Here is a 19,024-nt window from a genome sequence, read left to right as displayed (position 1 = left end):
CACGGACGCCGCTCCACCTGATCGGAGCAGCGGAGCCGGTTTGGCCCGCGCGAGTGGGACGCAGTTCGTTTCGGACGGCGAAGGCGTGTGGAAGCCGCCTGCGCGCAGGCAGGGCAGGCCCGTCGCCGCAGCCCTTCGTCGAGCCCTGCGTCCGAGTCGACCGGGACCGCCCGAGACCGGTCGACTCCCGTCCGGCTACGTCAGCCGACCGGCCGAAGTGGTCTCAGGTTTCGAGCCCGGCCAGTTCCTCCGAGGTGAGCAGGCGTGAACGGAGCAGGAACCGCACACCTTCCGGTGCCTCCAGCGAGAATCCGCTGCCCCGACCACTGACCACGTCGATGGTCAGATGGGTGTGCCGCCAGTACTCGAACTGCGGTCCCGACATCCACACCTCGACACCCTCGGCGACACCTTCGACCTCGAGGTCTCCCAGGTGCACGTCGTTGACCCCGGTGCGGAACTCGCCGTGGGGATAGCACATCGGTGCACTGCCGTCGCAGCACCCGCCGGACTGGTGGAACATGACGTGACCGTGCTGCTCGACTAGGCGACGGATGAGTTCCGCCGCCTGGTCGGTCACGGCCACCCGTTGCGGGGCCGGTGTGTTCATCAGAACAGTCCCATCGCGCTCTCCGAGTAGTTGACCAGCAGATTCTTGGTCTGCTGGTAGTGATCGAGCATCATCTTGTGGGTTTCCCTGCCGATGCCCGACTGCTTGTAGCCGCCGAACGCCGCATGGGCGGGATAGGAGTGGTAGTTGTTCACCCACACGCGACCGGCCTGGATGTCCCGGCCCGCGCGGTACGCGGTGTTGCCGTTGCGTGACCACACACCCGCGCCCAGGCCGTAGAGCGTGTCGTTGGCCGTTTTCATCGCGTCCTCGTAGTCGTCGAACGAGGTTACCGACACTACCGGCCCGAAGATCTCCTCCTGGAAGATCCGCTGCTTGTTGTGGCCCTCGAAGATGGTGGGTTCGACGTAGTAGCCGCCGGACAGTTCACCACCCAGCTCCACCCGGTTGCCGCCGGTGAGGATCTTGGCTCCCTCCTGCTTACCGATGTCGATGTAGGACAGGATCTTCTCCAGCTGGTCGTTGCTGGCCTGTGCCCCGATCTGGGTGTCGGTGTCCAGCGGGTGTCCGGGAGTGATGTTTTTGGTGCGCGCCACGGCGTCGGTGGTGAAGTCCCGGTAGATGCCGGACTGGACCAGCGCCCGCGACGGGCAGGTGCACACCTCGCCCTGATTCAGCGCGAAGAGGGTGAATCCCTCGAGAGCCTTGTCGTAGAAGGCGTCGTCGGCGGCGGCGACGTCGTTGAAGAAGATGTTCGGGCTCTTGCCGCCGAGCTCGACCGTCACCGGGATGATGTTCTCGCTGGCGTACTGCAGGATCAGCCTGCCGGTGGTGGTCTCTCCGGTGAAGGCCACCTTGCGAATCCGCGGGTTGGAGGCCAGCGGCTTGCCCGCCTCAACGCCGAACCCGTTGATCACGTTCACCGTTCCCGCGGGCAGCAGATCGGCGATCAGTTCGAGCAGCACGTGAATGGATGCCGGTGTCTGCTCGGCCGGTTTGAGAACGACGGCGTTGCCGCCCGCCAGCGCGGGAGCAAGCTTCCACGTCGCCATCAGGATCGGGAAGTTCCACGGGATGATCTGTGCGACCACCCCGAGCGGTTCGTGGAAGTGGTAGGCGACGGTGTCCTCGTCCACCTGCGACAGCGTGCCCTCCTGCGCACGCAGCGCACCGGCGAAGTAGCGGAAGTGGTCGATCGCCAGCGGGATGTCGGCGGCCAGCGTCTCGCGTACCGGCTTCCCGTTCTCCCAGGATTCGGCCACCGCGAGCTTCTCCAGGTTCCGCTCCATCCGCTCGGCGATGCTCAGCAGTATTCCCGCGCGTTCGGCGGGTGATTTCCCGCCCCAGGTGCTCACGGCGGATTCGGCGGCGTCGATCGCCCGCTCCACGTCCTCGGCGGTGCCCCGTGCCATCTCGGTGAAGGGTTTGCCGGTGATCGGGGTGGGATTCTCGAAGTATCCACCCTTGGCGGGCGCCACGTATGCGCCGCCGATGAAGTGGTCGTACCGAGATCGGTACTCGACGACCGAGCCAGCTGCTCCCGGCGCTGCGTATTGGCCCATGTCCGTACCTCCGTGCGGCGTCGTCACTCGTTGGTCCCCGAGAAGCGATCACCCTCCTCAGGGCGGCTCGGGGACGTCGGACGGCACCGTAGAGTCGTGCACGTTGCAGACACGTTGCGTGGGCGAGCTCGTCCCGCTCGGCTACCTCGATCGTTCGACATCTTGTCCGTTGTCCGGATCACACGGCAGCATGGGTTGACTCGCGCCGGTGTCGGATCCGGTGCCCGAACATTCCGCGAGGCGCCCCGCGTGGTCGACATTTCCATGAGGTACTTCGACGAATCATCAGGCGATCCGTTGCGACAGGCCCGGTTGCTCGAACAGGTGCACGCCGCCGTGCTCGGAGGTGATGTAGCCGATGACGTGTGCGTGGACGGCAAGCGGAAGGGAACGTGCTCGCCGCGTCCGGTCGTGGTGGAGTCCTGGCGGCGATCGCTGGCGGCGCGGATCGACCCGAACGGGTGGCAGCCTCCCGTCGAGTTCGAAACCGCCGCACTTCCCGAGATCCGGGCGGAGCATCCGCTGGCGGAATGCGTCCCCTTGCTGCGGGAAACACTGTTGGAAGCGGCCGGGGACACCCCGCACATCATGATCGTCACCGATGCGGCGGGGACCATCCTGTGGCGGGAGGGGAATCCGGAGATCTGCCGCAAGGCCGACGACGTCCTGCTCAGCGAGGGAACACGCTGGTCCGAGGACGCCATCGGCACGAACGCGATGGGAACGACGCTGGCCACCGGTTCACCGGTACGTATTCATTCCGCCGAGCACCTGGTGCGCACTTACCACGCGTGGACCTGCGCGGCCAGCCCGGTGCACGACCCGGAAACCGGGGCGGTCCTCGGCTCCATCGACGTCAGCGGACCGCTGCGAACCATGCACCCGGCTCTTACCGCGCTGGTGACGGCCGCGGCTCGGCTGGCGGAGAACCGGTTGACCGATCGGATGCGCCGCGAGCACGAACGCCTCCGGCAGCGACACCTTCCCTCGTTGCGTGCGCTCCGCGGCGAACCCGGTGCGCTGCTCGGTCCACGAGGTCATGTGATCGAAACGAACTCCGGTGAGCTGAACTTGCCCGAACGGGTCGAGCCGACTCGGCCCGAAGCCGGGATCGCCGTCGGGGACGACAGGCGGATCGTGCTGGAACCGCTCTCCGGGGGTTACTTGCTGCGCGCGCCACGTCGAAACCGGTCACCCCATGGCGGAACGTCCGGAGTGACGCGTACCCCCGCTCCCGCGGCGGTGCGGCACACGCTCCGTCTCGGGTTGATGAGCGAATACCCCACCGCGGAGTTAGACGGGCAGCGGCTGGAGTTGGGAACGAGGCACGCCGAGTTGCTCGCCGCGTTGGCGCTGCGTCCGGCCGGGGTGAGTTCCGAGCGGCTCGCCCTGCTCGTACACGGTGAGCGGGGTAACCCGGTCACCGTTCGCGCCGAGATCCATCGACTGCGCAACCAGATCGGGTGTGCTGTCGTACGAACGAAGCCCTATCGGCTCGACGCCTCGATCGAAGCGGATTTCCACGACGTGCGCGAGGCGCTGTGCGAAGGAGCGCTGCGATCGGCGCTGGCTCTCCACGGGGCCGGGCTGTTGCCGGGCTCGGAGGCCCCGGTGGTTCGGGAGGAGCGGGAGGAACTCGCGGCGGGTTTGCGCGGCGCGGTGCTGGGCAGCGAGGACCCTGATCTGCTGTGGAGCTATGCGAGCACCGAGCACGGCAGGGACGACATCGAGGTGCTGGAGCACCTGTTGAGCCTGTTGCCCCGGGGCGACTGGCGACGTGCCGGAACCCGGGCGCGGCTCGCCCGGCTGCTGCGGGAGCAGTGAGCGTTGGAGTCACCGGAACCGGTGTCGCAGGCGGTCAGCGTTGCTCCCGCCGCGCCGAGCCGCCGCAACGTGCCCCTACGGCTGAGCAGCGTACCGAGGTCGAAGCCCAGGCCCTGGTCGACGACCTCGTCCTGCGGCCTGGGCAGCTCGCGCCCCCGGTATGTCGGTTCGGGTTCGTTCATGACCACCACCGTGCGGCGTGTGGCTGGGCGTGTGCCGAGTGAAAGCTGGGTGCGGACCGATAATCCTCAGCGGCGGCATTGTTCCCGGCGGCAGGTCACCGGTGATGTTGACGTTGATCCCGGCTTCGGTGATGTCCAGAGGCAGGGATTCGTACGCCCGTCCGGGCAGGTGACTACGGAGTACGTCGCGGCGAACGGGTAGAAGACTTTCCCACCGTGACGAACCGGGCCGGACGAAGACGTGGCGGTGTGCGTATGCTGCTGTCGAGATCTTGGCGGTACCCGTCTCGCGTACCCGACATCAGGTGGTGCCCGTCCCGCTCCGGCGGTCGGTAACCCGGAATCACCACACGGAAGGGACGCCACTGGTGAGTGCTCGCTTCGAGGAACTGGACTGGCGTGAGACGTCGATCGGTACGATCAGCCTGCGCCGTCGTTGGGACCGTTCCCTGGAGCGGGACGTGCACGAGATCAAACTGGACGAGGAGTTCCTCATGTCCAGCCTGTTCACGGTGGCGGAGGTCGAACTCGCGCGGCTCGGACTGGCGGCCTCGCCCGCGGCCGAGCTCGACGTCGTGGTGGGTGGTCTAGGGCTCGGCTACACCGCCCGAGCCGCCCTCGAAGAACCGCGGGTGCGCTCGCTGCACGTGGTGGAATCCCTCGGCGAGGTCATCGAGTGGCACCGTCGCGAGCTGCTGCCGTTGGGCACGGAACTGACCTCGGACCCGCGGACCCGGCTGGTGCACGATGACTTCTTCGCGATGGTGGGTGCCGGAACCGGTTTCGACGCCGAAGCGCCGCGACGACGGTTCCACGCCGTGCTGCTCGACATCGATCACTCGCCGACGCACGTGCTGGATCCGAGCCACGCCTGGTGCTACGAACCCGAAGGGTTGCGCCGACTCGCGGAGCATCTCGAACCGGGTGGGGTCTTCGCCCTGTGGTCGGACGATCCGCCGAGCGAGGAGTTCACCGCGGCTCTTTCGGAAGTCTTCGACACCGTTCGGGCGCACGTCGTCACGTTCGACAACCCCTACACCGGCGGGGAGTCCAGCAACACCGTCTACACCGCCGTACTGGGACACCTCGAACGGCAGGCGGACGGAGATACCGGCGCGCACCTCGCGTGAGGTTCCGCACCGAGTGCTTCTCCGGGGTCCGAAGCGTTGTCGGGCCGCTTCGCACGGGTGCGTTCACCCGTGCGAAGGCGATGTCGATGGTCGCGGTGGCGACCCCGCTGGAGTTCATCCAGCACTTCTGGCCAGTGCGGCGGCTGCTTCCGCGGTCGTGTCGAGGACCGGTTCCGGCACGTTGCCGGTGCGGGACTCCGTCTCGGCCACGAACACGGTGTCGCGGCGAGGGGCCGAGTCGTAGTGGTGCCCGGTGAACCGCACCGTGGACAGGACGGGACGGATGTCTCCGGTGCCGTGTTCGTCGATCAGGGAGCGGAAATCCCGCGCCGCGGCACTGGAACGCATCCGGACGCGTGAGATGAGCACCGAGATCGTCCCGCTGTCGTAGCCCAGGGGAAACTGGAACCGTCGCAGCTCTCGGCACGGTGTCCGGACGAAGAATTCCCGTACCTGCCCGTAGGTACTCGTCACGCATTCCACGGCACTCCTGGTGACGCGGCGTCCCCGGCGAAGGCCGAGCCGCTTCCAGGCGCGTTCGCGATTGCCCCGTCTCACGTCCCGTCGTGCTTTCGAGAGGTTCTTTCCGATGGTGCGTACCACGGCCGTGTCCGCGGTGGACATGCTAACCGTGGTCGTTCCCGAACCGCCGAGAGTCACGCCACCGGTGCCACCTCCGGTCGCCCACACGGCCAGTGCCACGCCGCCCGCTACAACTGTCGCCTTTCCCTTGCCGCCGCCGCCACCACCTTCCAGTGGGTAGACCGTGCCGTCCTCTCGAGTTCGATACTTCGGTGCCATGTCTTCCTCCCTTCGTCGGAGAAATCCTGCGACAGCGACTCGGAGTGTTGGAAATCAACGCATAAATTTAGCCCTTTCGTGTTAAGATTGGTTACGCGCGTTAGTGTCGGCAATTGCTTGGAGTGGCTGGAAGTGTTCCGGTGCGAGAGCGTAAGTTCCGTCCGCACAAGACGACGCTCTTCCCGTTGGGAGTGATCGACGGTGCTTCCGGTGACGGCCGAAACCCTGCTTCGGCGGCGTGACGGAACTTTCGGCGCTCTCGACGAAACCGCGCGAACACGACGTGGTGAGTACGTCGAGGGCGCGATCGTGCTCACGGTGTGGGGTGTGGAGGTGCTGGACACGACCCTGTGGGACGATGTGGATTACTTGTGGAGGTACCTGGCCGACATGGTCGAGGACCTTGTCGATGGAAAGGACTGCGGCACGTATTTTCCGGATCAGCCCGTCGAACTGTCTTTCCGGAACATTCCCCGGGAGCACGTGGTGGTTTCCGTGCGAGCGGGTGAGGAGAAGCGAACCGCCGCCGCGCCGAAGGACGCACTCCTCGACGCGTTGCGCACGGCGGGGAACGAGTTCTTCGACTGGCTGGATCACGTCGCCCCCGTCGGTTTGGGGCAGGAACGCGCGAAACTGAACCACCGACGGTAGTGCGAATTTCGCACCCCGCCGCATTGTCGCGCTACCGCGTCCGGAGATGCCCGTTCCTCCGGCGTGCGATCCCTCCGGAATCCCCGCCTCGGCGTGGTCGGCCGGGGGATCGCCGTGTCCGCCCCGCTTCGCCCGTTGCGTAGGCTTGCCGCGTGGAGCTGTATCACGGGGCGCTGGGTGGGGACACGAGCCAGTCCTTCGAGGTCGCGCTGGCGCACGCCCTCGTCAGGCGGGCGAGTGACGGTGCGGCGGGCTCGGCGCTGCGGGTGTACCGGCCCACCACCCCCACCGTGGCGTTCGGGCGACGCGACACGTTGCGTCCCGGTTTTCCCGAGGCGGTCGCCCTGGTTCGGGACGCCGGTTTCACTCCGGTGGTGCGTGCGCCCGGTGGCCGCGCGGTCGCCTACACCGCGGACTCGCTGGTGGTCGATCACATCGCGGCCGAGGCGGACTCGTTGGGCGGGATGGAGGAGCGCTTCGACGGCTACGCCCGGCTGTGGGCCGGGCTGCTGGCGGAGTACGGCGTGGACGCGCGGGTCGGTGCCGTGCCGGGCGAGTACTGCCCGGGAGCCCACAGTGTGAACGCGCGCGGACGGGTCAAGCTCGTCGGCACGGCGCAACGGATCCTGCGGCGTGCCTGGTTGTTCAGCGCGGTTGCGGTCTTCGACGGGGCCGAGGTGTTGCGTCCGCTGCTCACCGAGGTGTACCGAGCACTGGGGCTCGACTTCGACGGCGAGTCGGTCGGCTCGGTTCGAGCCGAGGCGCCCGAAGCCGACCTCGACACCTTCGAACGCGGGATTCTCGACGCCTACGAGGACCGTTTCTACCTCACGCGGGCGGACCTCGACGAGTCCCTGCTGACGACGGCGCGTGAGCTGGTCGACGACCACCGACTCTGAATCTCATCCGTTCGGCCAATTGACGGCGTTTAACCGTCGTCGGTACCACTTCGTTACCCGTTCACGTGGTTCACGTCCCTCTTGTGTCGTCCGAACGCAAGCGTTTGCGTTTGAATATCAGCAGCGCACAAGCTTATTAGGAAAAAATGTTCGTTCGATCTACGCAACCGCTTGTGTTGCGTTGTGGGTCACATTTAGTCTTCCGGATCAATCGAGGCAGCAACGTGACAGGGAGCACAATGGCCACGATCGAGGAGGTCGCTCGTGCGGCCGGTGTCTCCACCGCGACGGTCTCCCGGGCATTGCGGCAACAGCCGGGAGTGTCCGAACGGACCCGGCAGCGCGTGCGCACCGTGGCCGAGGAGCTGAACTACTCCATCTCCAGGTCGGCCTCCGGGTTGGCCACCGGAAGGACCCGGCGTATCGGCGTGCTGGTGCCCTACGTCTCACGGTGGTTCTTCGGGCAGGTGCTGGCGGGTGCGGAGGAAGCGCTGCGCTCGGCGGGCTACGACCTGATGCTCTACGTGGTCGGGGATCAGGAAGGGCGTGAGCGGTTCTTCCGGGAACTTCCGCTGCGGCGCAGCGTGGACGCCGTGCTCGTGCTGACCCTTTCGCTGCGTGCCGAGGAGTCCGATCGGTTGCGCGGGCTGGACGTGCCGCTGGGATTCGTGGGCGGCAGGATGGACGGCTTCAACTCGGTGTGGATCGACGATCACGGCGGGGGCATGCTCGCCGTGCGGCATCTGCTCAACCAGGGGCACACCGACATCGCGATGATCCACGGTGGTACGCCAGACGCGTTGAACCTGCCCGCCCCGCACGAGCGTTTTACCGCTTTCCGGGACGCGATGGCCGAACAGGATGTCCCGGTTCGGGAGAGTTGGTTGTGTGCCGGAGATTTCTCCGTTTCGGGAGGAAGACGAGCCATGACTCGGATACTCGCCGACGAGCTGCGCCCCACGGCTGTTTTCGCCATGTCGGACGAGATGGCCTTCGGAGCGATGCACGCGTTGCGCAACCACAAACTCCACGTGCCGCGTGAAATGGCGATCGTGGGATTCGACGGGCACGAGATGTCCGAGTGCTCCGGGTTGTCCACTGTGGTGCAGCCGGTACGCCAGGAAGGAGGAACGGCGGCGAAACTGCTGCTGGAGCAGCTGGAACAGGGCAGCGCCGAGACCCGTGACGTGGTGCTGCCCACCGAACTGGTGGTGCGTTCGTCGACCACCGGCAACGATTCCATGTGAGACGTCCCGGAAGCTCCGGACGGCGCCGAGTTCGTTTCCGATAACGGAAAACACCCGGTGGTCGTAATGTGGCCGACGTCGATCGGAGTCCCGGAAATGATTCGGCCGTTCGGCTGAAAATTCGTCGTCCCACATATTTTTCGGAACCGAACGCGTGATTCGTCGCGCGTTCTGATCGACTCGATTCGAGGAGATAAGGATGAAGTCATTACGTTGGAGATCCGTATCCCTGATGACGGTGGCGGCTTTCGTGGTCGCCGGCTGTGGCGGTGGCGGTGGTGATTCGTCGGCATCGAGTGAGATCAGCGGTCGAGGCCCCATCACCTTCGCCACCGGCAAGGACGTGACCGGCGCCGTCACCCAGGCGGTCGAGACGTGGAACGGGTCCCACCCCGAGCAGCGGGTCCGGCTGATCGAGCTGCCCGCCGACGGCGACCAGCAGCGGCAGCAGATGGTGCAGAACGCCCAGACCGAGTCCGGCGCTTTCACCGTGCTGGACCTGGACAACGTGTGGAACGCGGAGTTCGCCGCGAACCGGTGGGTCGTCGAACTGCCGAAGGAGGAGTTCGACTTCTCGCCCTTCCTGGAATCCGCGATGAAAACCGCCAGGTACCGGGGCAGGCTCTTCTCGGTCCCCGCCTACTCCGACGGGGGGTTGCTGTACTACCGGAAGGATCTGCTGAACAAGGTGGACGCCCAACCACCGACCACGCGCGAGGAGATGCGCGAGATCTGCGCCAAGGTGCTCGAGCTCCCCGCGGCCGAGGGAATGTCCTGCTACGCGGGTCAGCACGCCAAGTACGAAGGGCTGACGGTCAACTTCGCCGAGGCCGTTCACGGCGCGGGCGGGCAGATCGTCAATGGTCAGGGGCAGCCCACCGTGGACTCGCCGGAGGCGCTGCGCGGACTCGAAACCATGGTCGAAGGCTTCAGCTCCGGTACCATCCCGCGCGCGGCGATCGCCTACAAGGAACAGCCCAACAAGCGCGCGTTCATCGGCGGCGAGCTCGTCTTCAGCCGCAACTGGCCGTTCATGTGGTCGCAGGCCAACGCCGACGACGGTTCGTCGAAGGTCGCGGGCGAGTTCGCCGTCGCACCGCTGCCCGGCATCACCGGAAAGGGCGTGTCCAGTCTCGGCGGGCACAACCTCGCGATCTCGTCCTTCGCGGAGAACAAGGCCACCGCGTTGGACTTCATCAAGTTCTACACCTCGAAGAAGCAGCAGCGACAGCGGTTGATCAAGGGCTCGTTGGCCCCCACGCGCGGCGCGCTCTACGACGATCCGGAACTGCAGCGGGAGTACCCGTACCTGGACACCCTCAAGAAATCCATCAAGAGCGCCGAGCCGCGCCCCCGAGTCGTCAACTACGGCGACGTCACGCTCGCCGTCCAGGACGAGGTCTACGCCGCGATCTCCGGCGACAAGAAACCCGACAAGGCATTGAGCGCCCTGCAGCGCAGGCTGGAAAAGCTGATCGAGCAGAAGTGATCCAGGCCTTCGCGCTCCGCCCGGCGAGCGGGTTGCGACCCGCTCGCCGGACGATGGGAAAGGGGAGTTCATGTCGATGACGACCGGTACCCCGACGGGCACGGAAGTCGATTCGGGGAACACGACCCCGGGATCGCCGAGGAGACGAAGGTCCGGTTCCGTGACCGGCACGGGCAGGTTGGCCTCGGCGCTGGTTTCGCCGACGCTGCTGGTGCTGGCCGTGGTGGTCATGTACCCGATCATCGCCGCGCTGTACCAGTCGCTGTTCGTCTCCGGACAGCGGCTCGACGCGCAGGGATTCGTGGTCGAGGGACGCCAGTTCGTCGGGCTGGGAACCTATGCCGACATCCTGTTCGGCCCGGCGGCCGAGCGGTTCTGGAACGCTTTCTGGAACACCACCTTCTTCACGGCCGTCACCGTCACGCTGGAGGCCGTGCTCGGGATGGCCATGGCCCTGGTGATGCATCAGGCGTTCCGGGGACGCGGACTGGTGCGGGCGAGCGTGCTCGTGCCGTGGGCGATCCCCACCGCCGTGTCCGCCCTGCTGTGGCGGTGGATCTTCGCGCCGGACGGGGTCGCGAACGCGATCCTGGACCAGCAGGTGCTGTGGAGCTCGCAGGCCATCGCCTCGAAGATCGCCGTGATCACCGCGGAAGTGTGGAAAACGGCCCCCTTCGTGGGGCTGCTGGTGCTGGCCGGGTTGCAGGTCATCTCCCGCGAGGTGCACGAAGCGGCCACCGTGGACGGCGCGGGGGCCTGGCGGCGCTTCTGGCACATCACGCTGCCACTGGTGAAACCGGCCCTGGTGGTCGCGGTGCTGTTCCGGATGCTGGACGCGCTGCGCATGTTCGACCTGCCGTTCATCCTGATCGGCCAGCAGAAGGACTCGGTCGAGACGTTGTCCATGCTGGCCTTCTCCGAGGCGACGAACGTGCACTACGGACCCGCGGCCGCCTACGCCACCCTGCTGTTCGCCTATGTGGCGCTGATCGCGTTCGTGTTCGTCAAGTTGCTCGGCGCGGACGTGATCGGTGAGGCCCGTTCACAGGCGCCCAAGAGCCGTGGAGCTCGTTTCCGGCGCGGAAAGGGGAGTGCGCGATGACCACTGCGACAGGGGACGAACGTCGAACCGCGCGCCGCCGCTTCGACGCCAAGAAGTGGCTTCCGGTACTGGGTGTGGCAGGCATCGTGCTGTACTGCCTGGCCCCCTTCTACTGGATGGTGGTCACGGCGTTCCGCAGACCCGCCGACCAGTACGATCTGAGCCCGCTGCCGCGCACCTGGTCGGTGGAGAACTTCCGGGCCGTGTTCGAGCCCGGCACCGGCTTCGGCCGTGCGCTGCTGAACAGCCTGATCGTGGCGTCGACGACCACGATCCTGACGCTGGTCATCGGCACCTCGACGGCCTACGCCCTGGCCCGGCTGGCCTTCCGGGGAAAGAACCTGGTGCTCTCGCTGATCATCGCGACCAGCATGTTCCCGGGCATCTCGTTGATCGTCCCGTTGCTCCGGCTGTTCACCGACATCGGTTGGATCAACACCTACCAGGCGATGATCCTGCCCAGCCTGTCGTTCGCGCTTCCGCTCGCGGTGTGGAACCTGACCATGTTCTTCCGGCAGATGCCGCAGGAACTGGAGCAGGCGGCCATGGTCGACGGCTGCACGCCCGGCCAGGCGTTTCGCAGGATCATCGTGCCGTTGGCCGCGCCCGGCATGTTCACCACGGCGATTCTGACCTTCATCCTCGCCTGGAACGAGTTCATCATCGCGCTGTCCATGGTCAACGAGCAGAACATGCAGACGGTCACGGTGGCGATCTCGAAGTTCACCGGCGCCACGCAGTACGACCAACCCTTCGGCACCCAGATGGCCGCCGGGGTCATCGTCACGATTCCGCTGGTCATCGGGGTGCTCATCTTCCAGCGAAGGATCATCGCCGGACTGACCTCCGGCGGCCTGAAGTAGCACCACCAGGTCACGGCCGGACCGGCGTGACCCGCTTTCCCGAATCACCGAAGGGCTTTCCCGAATTACCGAAGGAGCGCACAGTGCCGAATTCCTCCGACCCCGGCACCACACCGTGGTGGCGGGACGCGGTGATCTACCAGATCTACATCCGTAGTTTCGCCGACGGGGACGGCGACGGTATGGGCGACATCGAGGGGATCCGTTCCCGCCTGCCCTACCTGCGGGATCTGGGAGTCGACGCCATCTGGATCACTCCCTGGTACGTCTCACCACAGGCCGACGCCGGTTACGACGTCGCCGACTTCCGCGACATCGACCCGCGCTTCGGCACGCTCACCGACGCCGAGCGGCTGATCACCCAGGCGCACGAGCACGGCATCCGGGTTCTCCCGGACATCGTGCCGAACCACACCTCCGACCAGCACGAGTGGTTCCGCGCCGCGCTGAAGGCTGGCCCCGGCAGCGCCGAACGGGCGCGATACGTCTTCCGGCCCGGCCGTGGTGAGCACGGTGAACATCCCCCCAACAACTGGGTCTCCCGGTTCGGCGGGCCGGCCTGGACCCGGGTGACCGAACAGGACGGCACACTGGGGGAGTGGTACCTCCACCTGTTCGCTCCCGAGCAGCCCGACCTGAACTGGGATCACCCCGAGGTCCACGCGGAGTTCGAGGACATCCTGCGGTTCTGGTTCGACCGGGGGGTCGACGGATTCCGGATCGACGTGGCCCACGGGCTGGTCAAGGACGCCGAGCTGCCCGACGTGATCTCCAGCGACAACACGCGGGGCTACTCCGACGGGCAGCATCCCCACTGGGACCGCGACGGGGTGCACGAGATCTATCGCCGGTGGCGTGCGATCGCCGACGAATATCCGGGAGAGCGCAAGTTCGTCGCCGAAGCGGGCGCCGACAGCCCCCACCGGTTGGCCAACTACGTGCGACCCGACGGGCTGCACACCGCCTTCAACTTCGAGTTCCTCCGATGCCGGTGGGACGCCCACGACCTGCGCGAGACCATCGACTCCACCACGTCGAGCCTCTGGCGGGTGGGCGCTCCGGCCACCTGGGTGCTGTCGAACCACGACGTGGTGCGTCACGTCAGCCGGTACGGCCGGCCGCAGCACAGCTGGGCCCCGGGGGAGCATTACCGTGCCGAGGGGCCGCTCGACCTGAGCCTGGGAACTCGACGTGCCCGGGCCGCCGCGCTGCTCATGCTGGCCCTTCCCGGGGGCGCCTATGTGTACCAGGGCGAGGAACTCGGGCTGTCCGAGGTCGAGGACATTCCGGAACGGTTCCTGCAGGACCCGATCTGGGAACGCACCGGACACGCCGAACGCGGCCGCGACGGCTGCCGGGTCCCGCTGCCCTGGTCCGGTTCAAGACCACCGTTCGGGTTCAGTCCTTCGGAGGAGGCCGAACCGTGGCTGCCGCAGCCGGGCGGCTGGTCCGAGTACACCGTCGAGAACCAGCGTGGCCGGTCCGGCTCGATGCTGGAGCTGTACCGTGACGCGCTGCGTCTCCGCCGCGAGCATCCGGCCCTCGGGGAGGGTGACCTCGACTGGAACGGTTCGCCGCGGGAGGTGCTGTCGTTCTCCCGCACACCCGGATTCCGCTGTGTGGTGAACCTGTCCGCCGAACCGTGCGAACTGCCCGAACACCAACGGGTCCTGCTGTCCAGTGACGAACTGGACGGCTCGTCACTTCCGCCGGACACCGCCGTGTGGTTGGCCGGTTGACTTCCCGCTCGTCACGAAGGCCGGGGCCGCCGTCGCGGCAGGCCCCGGCAGCCAGCAGGCCGCCGGAAAGGAGTCGATGATGGCGACCATCACCTATGACCGGGCCACTCGGGTGTATCCGGGATCGGAGCATCCCGCGGTCGACGGTCTCGACCTGCACATCGCCGACGGCGAGTTCCTGGTGCTCGTCGGCCCCTCCGGGTGCGGCAAGTCCACCAGTCTGCGGATGCTCGCCGGGCTGGAAGAGGTGGACTCCGGTGCGATCCGCATCGGAGAACACGACGTCACCGGTCTTTCCCCGAAGGACCGCGACATCGCCATGGTCTTCCAGAACTACGCGCTGTACCCGCACATGAGTGTCGCCGACAACATGGGGTTCGCGCTCCGAATCGCCAAGACCCCGAAACCGGAGATCGAACAGCGGGTGCGGGAGGCGGCGAAACTGCTCGACCTGGAGCAGTACCTGGACCGCAAGCCCAGGGCGCTGTCCGGCGGGCAGCGGCAGCGGGTGGCGATGGGAAGGGCCATCGTGCGGGAGCCGCGAGTGTTCCTGATGGACGAGCCGTTGTCCAACCTGGACGCCAAGCTCCGGGTCTCGACCCGCTCGCAGATCGCGGGGCTGCAGCGTCGACTGGGAGTGAGCACGGTTTACGTCACCCACGACCAGGTCGAGGCGATGACCATGGGTGACCGGGTGGCGGTGCTGCACGACGGGGTGCTGCAGCAGTGCGCGAGCCCACGGGAGCTCTACGAGCGGCCGGCCAACGCGTTCGTGGCCGGGTTCATCGGCTCACCTCCGATGAACCTGCTGGACTGCGGGCTCGACGGGGAGACCGTTCGCGCCGGTGACACCGCCCTTCCCGTCCCGAGCGCCGTCCGCGAGGAAGCGGCTCACGGCGGCGGAAGCGTCACGATCGGGATTCGTCCCGAGGACGTCCGGGTGGTCGGGCCGGGCGAGGAGGGGATGTCGGCGACCGTCGACCTCGTGGAAGAGCTCGGTTCCGACGTGTACCTGCACTGCAGCCTGCCGGACGAGGGGCAGGGGGTCGTGGCGCGCGCGGAACCACGTTCGGCACCCGCGCTCGGTGAGTCGGTGCGGTTGGGGATCCGGCCGGAGGCCGTGCACGCCTTCTCAGCGGCCACCGGTGAGCGTATCGCGGCGTGAGCCGGTTCGGTGGGCCGTTCCGCGGCCCACCGTCGCTGTCATTGTTGCTCTGATGCCGGTGAAGGTCCCCGCCTAACTGGACTCTCGATAAGAAAGGCAGACGTGCCGTTCCGTACGCCGCGATTTCCTGTGGCTATCTCTGGGACATCCGGTCCAGCCCTCCGCTCAATCGCGGGCACCGGGCCGGACTATGTCTCCAAGCTGTCCGCCGGTTCGTCGGAATCTAATTCGGATAGACAGGATCGAACGAGTTCCACAGCACTACGTACCTCCTTGAGGGAACGCTCTATTGATATATGTTCACCGGTAGTGCGCTGCGACTGATCGAAATTCAGCAATGAGCTACGCAGTTTGCTCACGCCGTGCTTCAGTCTTGGTGAGGGAGGAACCGGATTGTCCAGGCAATCGTAACCAACCTGTATCAGGGAGATTGGGCGTTCGATGCTTCTCGTTGTAATGAAGATGTCGTTGTAGTTGAAGGCGAACCGCACATTGGGACACTGCTCCTCGACCAGGTTGGCGAGGGGGTAAACCAGAGTTCCTCCCTCGATGCCGGTTATGGATATCAGAATAGTTAGTCCGTTTTCGTCGCGGTCGTGATCCAGTTCTGGAGTGACGCCGTGTCGTTTTCCTTCTTCTTCTATCCAGTGGAGAATCTCTGCAAGAGCCCTTGAGTCGTCTGCGGTGATCCGAGTGGCGTGCTCTTCGGTGTTGATCGGAATATTGATAATCTGCTGCTCATTGCTAGCACTTGGCCACTCGAACGACAGTTTCTCATAAATTTTTGCTTGTGTTTCGTTTTTTATTTTCAGTGTTCGCGATACAGCATCGAGGATGCGCCACTGTGAGCATTCGCTCAACGGTTTCACTTCACCAGGTGCCACTCCTTCTGCCCACATCAGAATACCGTTCAGTGCGCTGTGGAGTCTCGGGCCGTGCTCATTGTTCACCATTTGTCGGCAACGATGATAGAAGACAGATAGTGATTCGAGGTGCTCTTTCGGTATTTCCCCAAGAAGAATTTCAGCCTGTTTCGACCACTCGGCGAAGCCGTTCAGGTCTCCATCGAGCAGATACCTCATCCCGAGGTGACCCTGCATTGCGCAACGCATCAGATCTGACTGTTTGACGTTCCTGATGCCGTACATCTGCTCTCGGAGCAGGAATTTTGCTGTTTTTTCCTGATTTTTGTTAAGATCCCATATTTCTGCTTGCTTGATACGGTCGAGGATGTTCAGCAGGTACAGCGCAGTATGTTGTCTGGCATCCGATTTTCTTCCTCGTACGAAGGTCCCGGGGATGGTCGACGAATCGTTTTCCGTAGTCAGTTCTATGGTGGCCGCGTATTTCTGTGAGTGATCTGGGCCGGATTTCTCAAAGGTTGATCCGGAACGGACTCCGAATAAATTGAGAGTTTGTTGGAGTTGTGTAAATTGGTCTTGGTTGGCATGCCGTGATCTAGCCCATTCGTCGAGGAAATTTGGTGGTTGGAATACGAGCTCGGGTCCCTTATTGCGCCAAGCTACTGCAAGTATGGCTTGCATGGCATTTGCGTAGGCAACCTCAGGATTTCTTCGCTGGCCCGCGCCCAGAAGCAATCCCTCGGACAAGCTCATTTCATCGAAAAGGTCTCGCCATGTTTCCTCTTTTGGGGTAAGTAGAACGACTTCTTCCGGTGATGGTTGCAGGGTTCGGCTCAACACGGATGCCGCCGCACTGTGTGTGACCAGGACGTCGGCTACTATCGATCCGTGATGAGCTAGTATTGCGTTGTCCTCCTGGCCAGCTGCTTTAACGGTATCTTGGTTTTCGTGGGCCCAGGAACTGTGCGTCAGTGCTCGGGTCAACAGTGGTTCGGCTTGTTTTGGCAGTTCGAACTTATTTTTTACGTAATGGATCACTTGTATGTAATTGGAAGAAGGAAAACGATAATTGCGTGATTCTCGGGTTTTCTTGTTGATTTCTTTTTTGGAATACTTCGAGTACTTGTTGGGGTACAAAAGATCGACTAGGCTGTATACAGCATCACTCCCGCTTGTCAAGACTGTCATTCCGATGACTTGTGCCGATACTTCGTCTAAGATTTTACGGCTTATCTTCCCGGGTTCACCTGTCTCGCCTCTGCCGAGCAAGATTCCGTTTTTGAGATCCGAAGATTCAGCGATTCGATCTTTAACGGATTTTCTGATATTGGCGAACGAGGAGTTCTGTTCTCCCACGCTGCGGGGGTGGTTCTTCGCGATGTAGCGATCAATAATCGCGATCTTTATCCAACGCTTTCCCGTTTCTGCCAGCATTTTGAGAGTATTGACGTTGAATATCCTGGATAGTCCTGATTCGTAGTGATAACTGCGATGCATGGACGCTATACGTAGCCATCTCTCCTTGAAAGCATCGCCACGAATAGTGCAACCAAATCTTTCCAAATAATCGATAATTTCCCCGGAGAGCGGTACGACGTCTACGTCTTTACCGGGATCCAGCAGTGGTTTTTGCTCGATTTTGTTGTGATCTTCTTTGGTGTATTTCTCGAGGGGTTCCGATTCTGTTGGCGGATTTTTGGTTGTCGCACTTTTGTTTTCATCGTCTTTTGGGGGTGATTCGATTTCGCTTGTCGATGTTCGTAGCCCGCAGGGTATTTTTTCGTTTTTGCCCGAATGGCTTTCTTTGGGTTTCATTTCTGTTGTGGATCTCTTCTTTTTGTGCTCGATACGTCTCCGACGGATGTCTTCGGCGTCCGGTGTGGTGATGCCGTGCTCGGTAATGCTGCATTCATTCAGTCCGGTCCAGATCGCCGATCTCGAGAAGCGGGAACGTGTACCGAGTTTGACTTCGGGCGCCACGCTGTTGTTCGCGAAAGCATAGTGCAGGGTGTAACCGTCCCGGGCAAGAAGCCGTTCGGGGGGCTGAGATCCGGGTGGAAACAGCCACGTGAGCCACTGGGCCGATCCTTGCGCTCTACGCTCTTCCTCTTCCAAAACCGAGTTTGCGATTTCTCTGAACTCGACCACGATGGCTCCGCGAGAGTCCTTGGTGGTGATGCGTATTGTGCTACAGGTGCCACCACTTTGAAAGTCACCGAACAGTTCGGTGTGTCCGGATCCTTTTCCTTGCCTTTTCAGCCAGTTACTGATGTCGTGATGCACGTACAGGTGATCCGCGCTGCGGATATCCGTGTGTCTCCGGTGGCACGCACTGACGCTGTCGGGATAATGTGCGAAATGCGGAACGCGTTCGCGTCCAATCTTCGTTGTGAGTTGTTGTCCGCAGCCACCCAACCATGTACCGCACCAGAAGCTGAGGTTCGCGTAGTGATCCCTGATCCGTTCCGCATCTTGCCGGTCCATTGGCATGGCAACCGGTTCGTAGGAGTCCGCATCGCGGAGTACTGCTGTCTGTACCTTGCGCCTGTCTTCCACTGTTTCATTCCACAATGTAGGTTCGACAACTCTCTCGCTCGTTAGGCTCTCTTGCTGGAGAGCGATATCTCAATGCTGTGTCCAGCGTGCCCATGGGGATATTCCAGGTCAACGTCTCAGAGTGCCCCGGACAGTTGGGAAGCATTACGGATATAGCGTCCCATCCGCATCACAACGTGCTGTGGATCTGTTTTTCGTACAAGCGAAGTGGGGGCCGCAGACTGCTGTACGTCGTGCGCCCCCCACTGGAACTGTTCAGGCGGCGGGATCGAGTCGGTTGTAGGCCGGTCTGCGGTGAACTCCTCGTCGGAGTCCCCAAGTGGGGCATCGACACGTCGACCGTTGGGTGCGTCCGGGAGTGAACACGAGCCGCGTTGACT

The 19,024-nt window shown here is 63.9% G+C and carries 14 protein-coding genes; 10 read left to right on the top strand and 4 right to left on the bottom strand.

Annotated elements, in window-relative coordinates; translation table 11 throughout:
* Positions 1–223: 223 nt before the first annotated feature.
* Both J2S53_RS06260 and exaC read right to left on the bottom strand, forming a co-directional pair.
* On the bottom strand, positions 224–610 hold the full coding sequence (locus J2S53_RS06260) for a DUF779 domain-containing protein (RefSeq protein WP_456240189.1): 387 nt from the start codon (positions 608–610) through the stop codon (positions 224–226).
* Positions 610–2,133: an acetaldehyde dehydrogenase ExaC gene (gene exaC, locus J2S53_RS06255; RefSeq protein WP_456240188.1), complete on the bottom strand. Its 1,524-nt coding sequence runs from the start codon at positions 2,131–2,133 to the stop codon at positions 610–612. The genes J2S53_RS06260 and exaC overlap by 1 nt, the downstream gene beginning before the upstream one ends.
* A gap of 249 nt (positions 2,134–2,382) precedes the next feature.
* Here exaC and J2S53_RS06250 point away from each other — a divergent pair, with 249 nt between their 5' ends.
* Both J2S53_RS06250 and J2S53_RS06245 read left to right on the top strand, forming a co-directional pair.
* Positions 2,383–3,957 carry a GAF domain-containing protein gene (locus J2S53_RS06250; RefSeq protein ID WP_456240187.1) on the top strand — a complete coding sequence of 525 codons (1,575 nt, stop codon included), beginning with the start codon at positions 2,383–2,385 and terminating at the stop codon, positions 3,955–3,957.
* Between the two features lie 550 nt (positions 3,958–4,507).
* Positions 4,508–5,269 (top strand): spermidine synthase, encoded by a 762-nt coding sequence (locus tag J2S53_RS06245; protein WP_456240186.1) that lies wholly within the window; start codon positions 4,508–4,510, stop codon positions 5,267–5,269.
* 114 nt (positions 5,270–5,383) lie between these two features.
* Here J2S53_RS06245 and J2S53_RS06240 read toward each other — a convergent pair whose 3' ends face one another.
* Positions 5,384–6,070, bottom strand: a complete 687-nt coding sequence (locus tag J2S53_RS06240) for a hypothetical protein (RefSeq protein ID WP_456240185.1) — start codon at positions 6,068–6,070, stop codon at positions 5,384–5,386.
* A gap of 210 nt (positions 6,071–6,280) precedes the next feature.
* Between J2S53_RS06240 and J2S53_RS06235 the strand changes: the two genes are divergently transcribed.
* From J2S53_RS06235 to J2S53_RS06200, 8 genes are all read left to right on the top strand, one after another.
* Positions 6,281–6,721: a hypothetical protein gene (locus J2S53_RS06235; RefSeq protein ID WP_456240184.1), complete on the top strand. Its 441-nt coding sequence runs from the start codon at positions 6,281–6,283 to the stop codon at positions 6,719–6,721.
* A gap of 152 nt (positions 6,722–6,873) precedes the next feature.
* Entirely contained in the window at positions 6,874–7,620 is a 747-nt protein-coding gene (locus J2S53_RS06230) for a lipoate--protein ligase family protein (RefSeq protein WP_456240183.1), read from the top strand.
* 239 nt (positions 7,621–7,859) lie between these two features.
* Positions 7,860–8,867, top strand: coding sequence for a LacI family DNA-binding transcriptional regulator (locus J2S53_RS06225; RefSeq protein ID WP_456240182.1), 1,008 nt, complete (start codon positions 7,860–7,862; stop codon positions 8,865–8,867).
* Positions 8,868–9,066: 199 nt separating this feature from the next.
* Entirely contained in the window at positions 9,067–10,356 is a 1,290-nt protein-coding gene (locus tag J2S53_RS06220; RefSeq protein WP_456240181.1) for an ABC transporter substrate-binding protein, read from the top strand.
* Between the two features lie 76 nt (positions 10,357–10,432).
* Positions 10,433–11,458 (top strand): carbohydrate ABC transporter permease, encoded by a 1,026-nt coding sequence (locus J2S53_RS06215; protein ID WP_456240180.1) that lies wholly within the window; start codon positions 10,433–10,435, stop codon positions 11,456–11,458.
* A complete protein-coding gene (locus tag J2S53_RS06210) occupies positions 11,455–12,321 on the top strand; it encodes a carbohydrate ABC transporter permease (RefSeq protein WP_456240179.1) in 867 nt (288 codons plus the stop codon). The genes J2S53_RS06215 and J2S53_RS06210 overlap by 4 nt, the downstream gene beginning before the upstream one ends.
* An 83-nt stretch (positions 12,322–12,404) precedes the next feature.
* Positions 12,405–14,060, top strand: a complete 1,656-nt coding sequence (locus tag J2S53_RS06205; protein ID WP_456240178.1) for a glycoside hydrolase family 13 protein — start codon at positions 12,405–12,407, stop codon at positions 14,058–14,060.
* 79 nt (positions 14,061–14,139) lie between these two features.
* Complete coding sequence (locus tag J2S53_RS06200; RefSeq protein ID WP_456240177.1) at positions 14,140–15,225, top strand: ABC transporter ATP-binding protein; 1,086 nt, start codon at positions 14,140–14,142, stop codon at positions 15,223–15,225.
* Positions 15,226–15,413: 188 nt separating this feature from the next.
* Here J2S53_RS06200 and J2S53_RS06195 read toward each other — a convergent pair whose 3' ends face one another.
* A complete protein-coding gene (locus J2S53_RS06195; RefSeq protein WP_456240176.1) occupies positions 15,414–18,644 on the bottom strand; it encodes a hypothetical protein in 3,231 nt (1,076 codons plus the stop codon).
* Between the last annotated feature and the right edge of the window lie 380 nt (positions 18,645–19,024).

The organism is Actinopolyspora lacussalsi, assembly GCA_030803735.1.
Lineage (GTDB): Bacteria > Actinomycetota > Actinomycetes > Mycobacteriales > Pseudonocardiaceae > Actinopolyspora > Actinopolyspora lacussalsi.
Note: the sequence above shows the minus strand (reverse complement) of the source record. Positions and strands in the feature narration are given on the sequence as shown.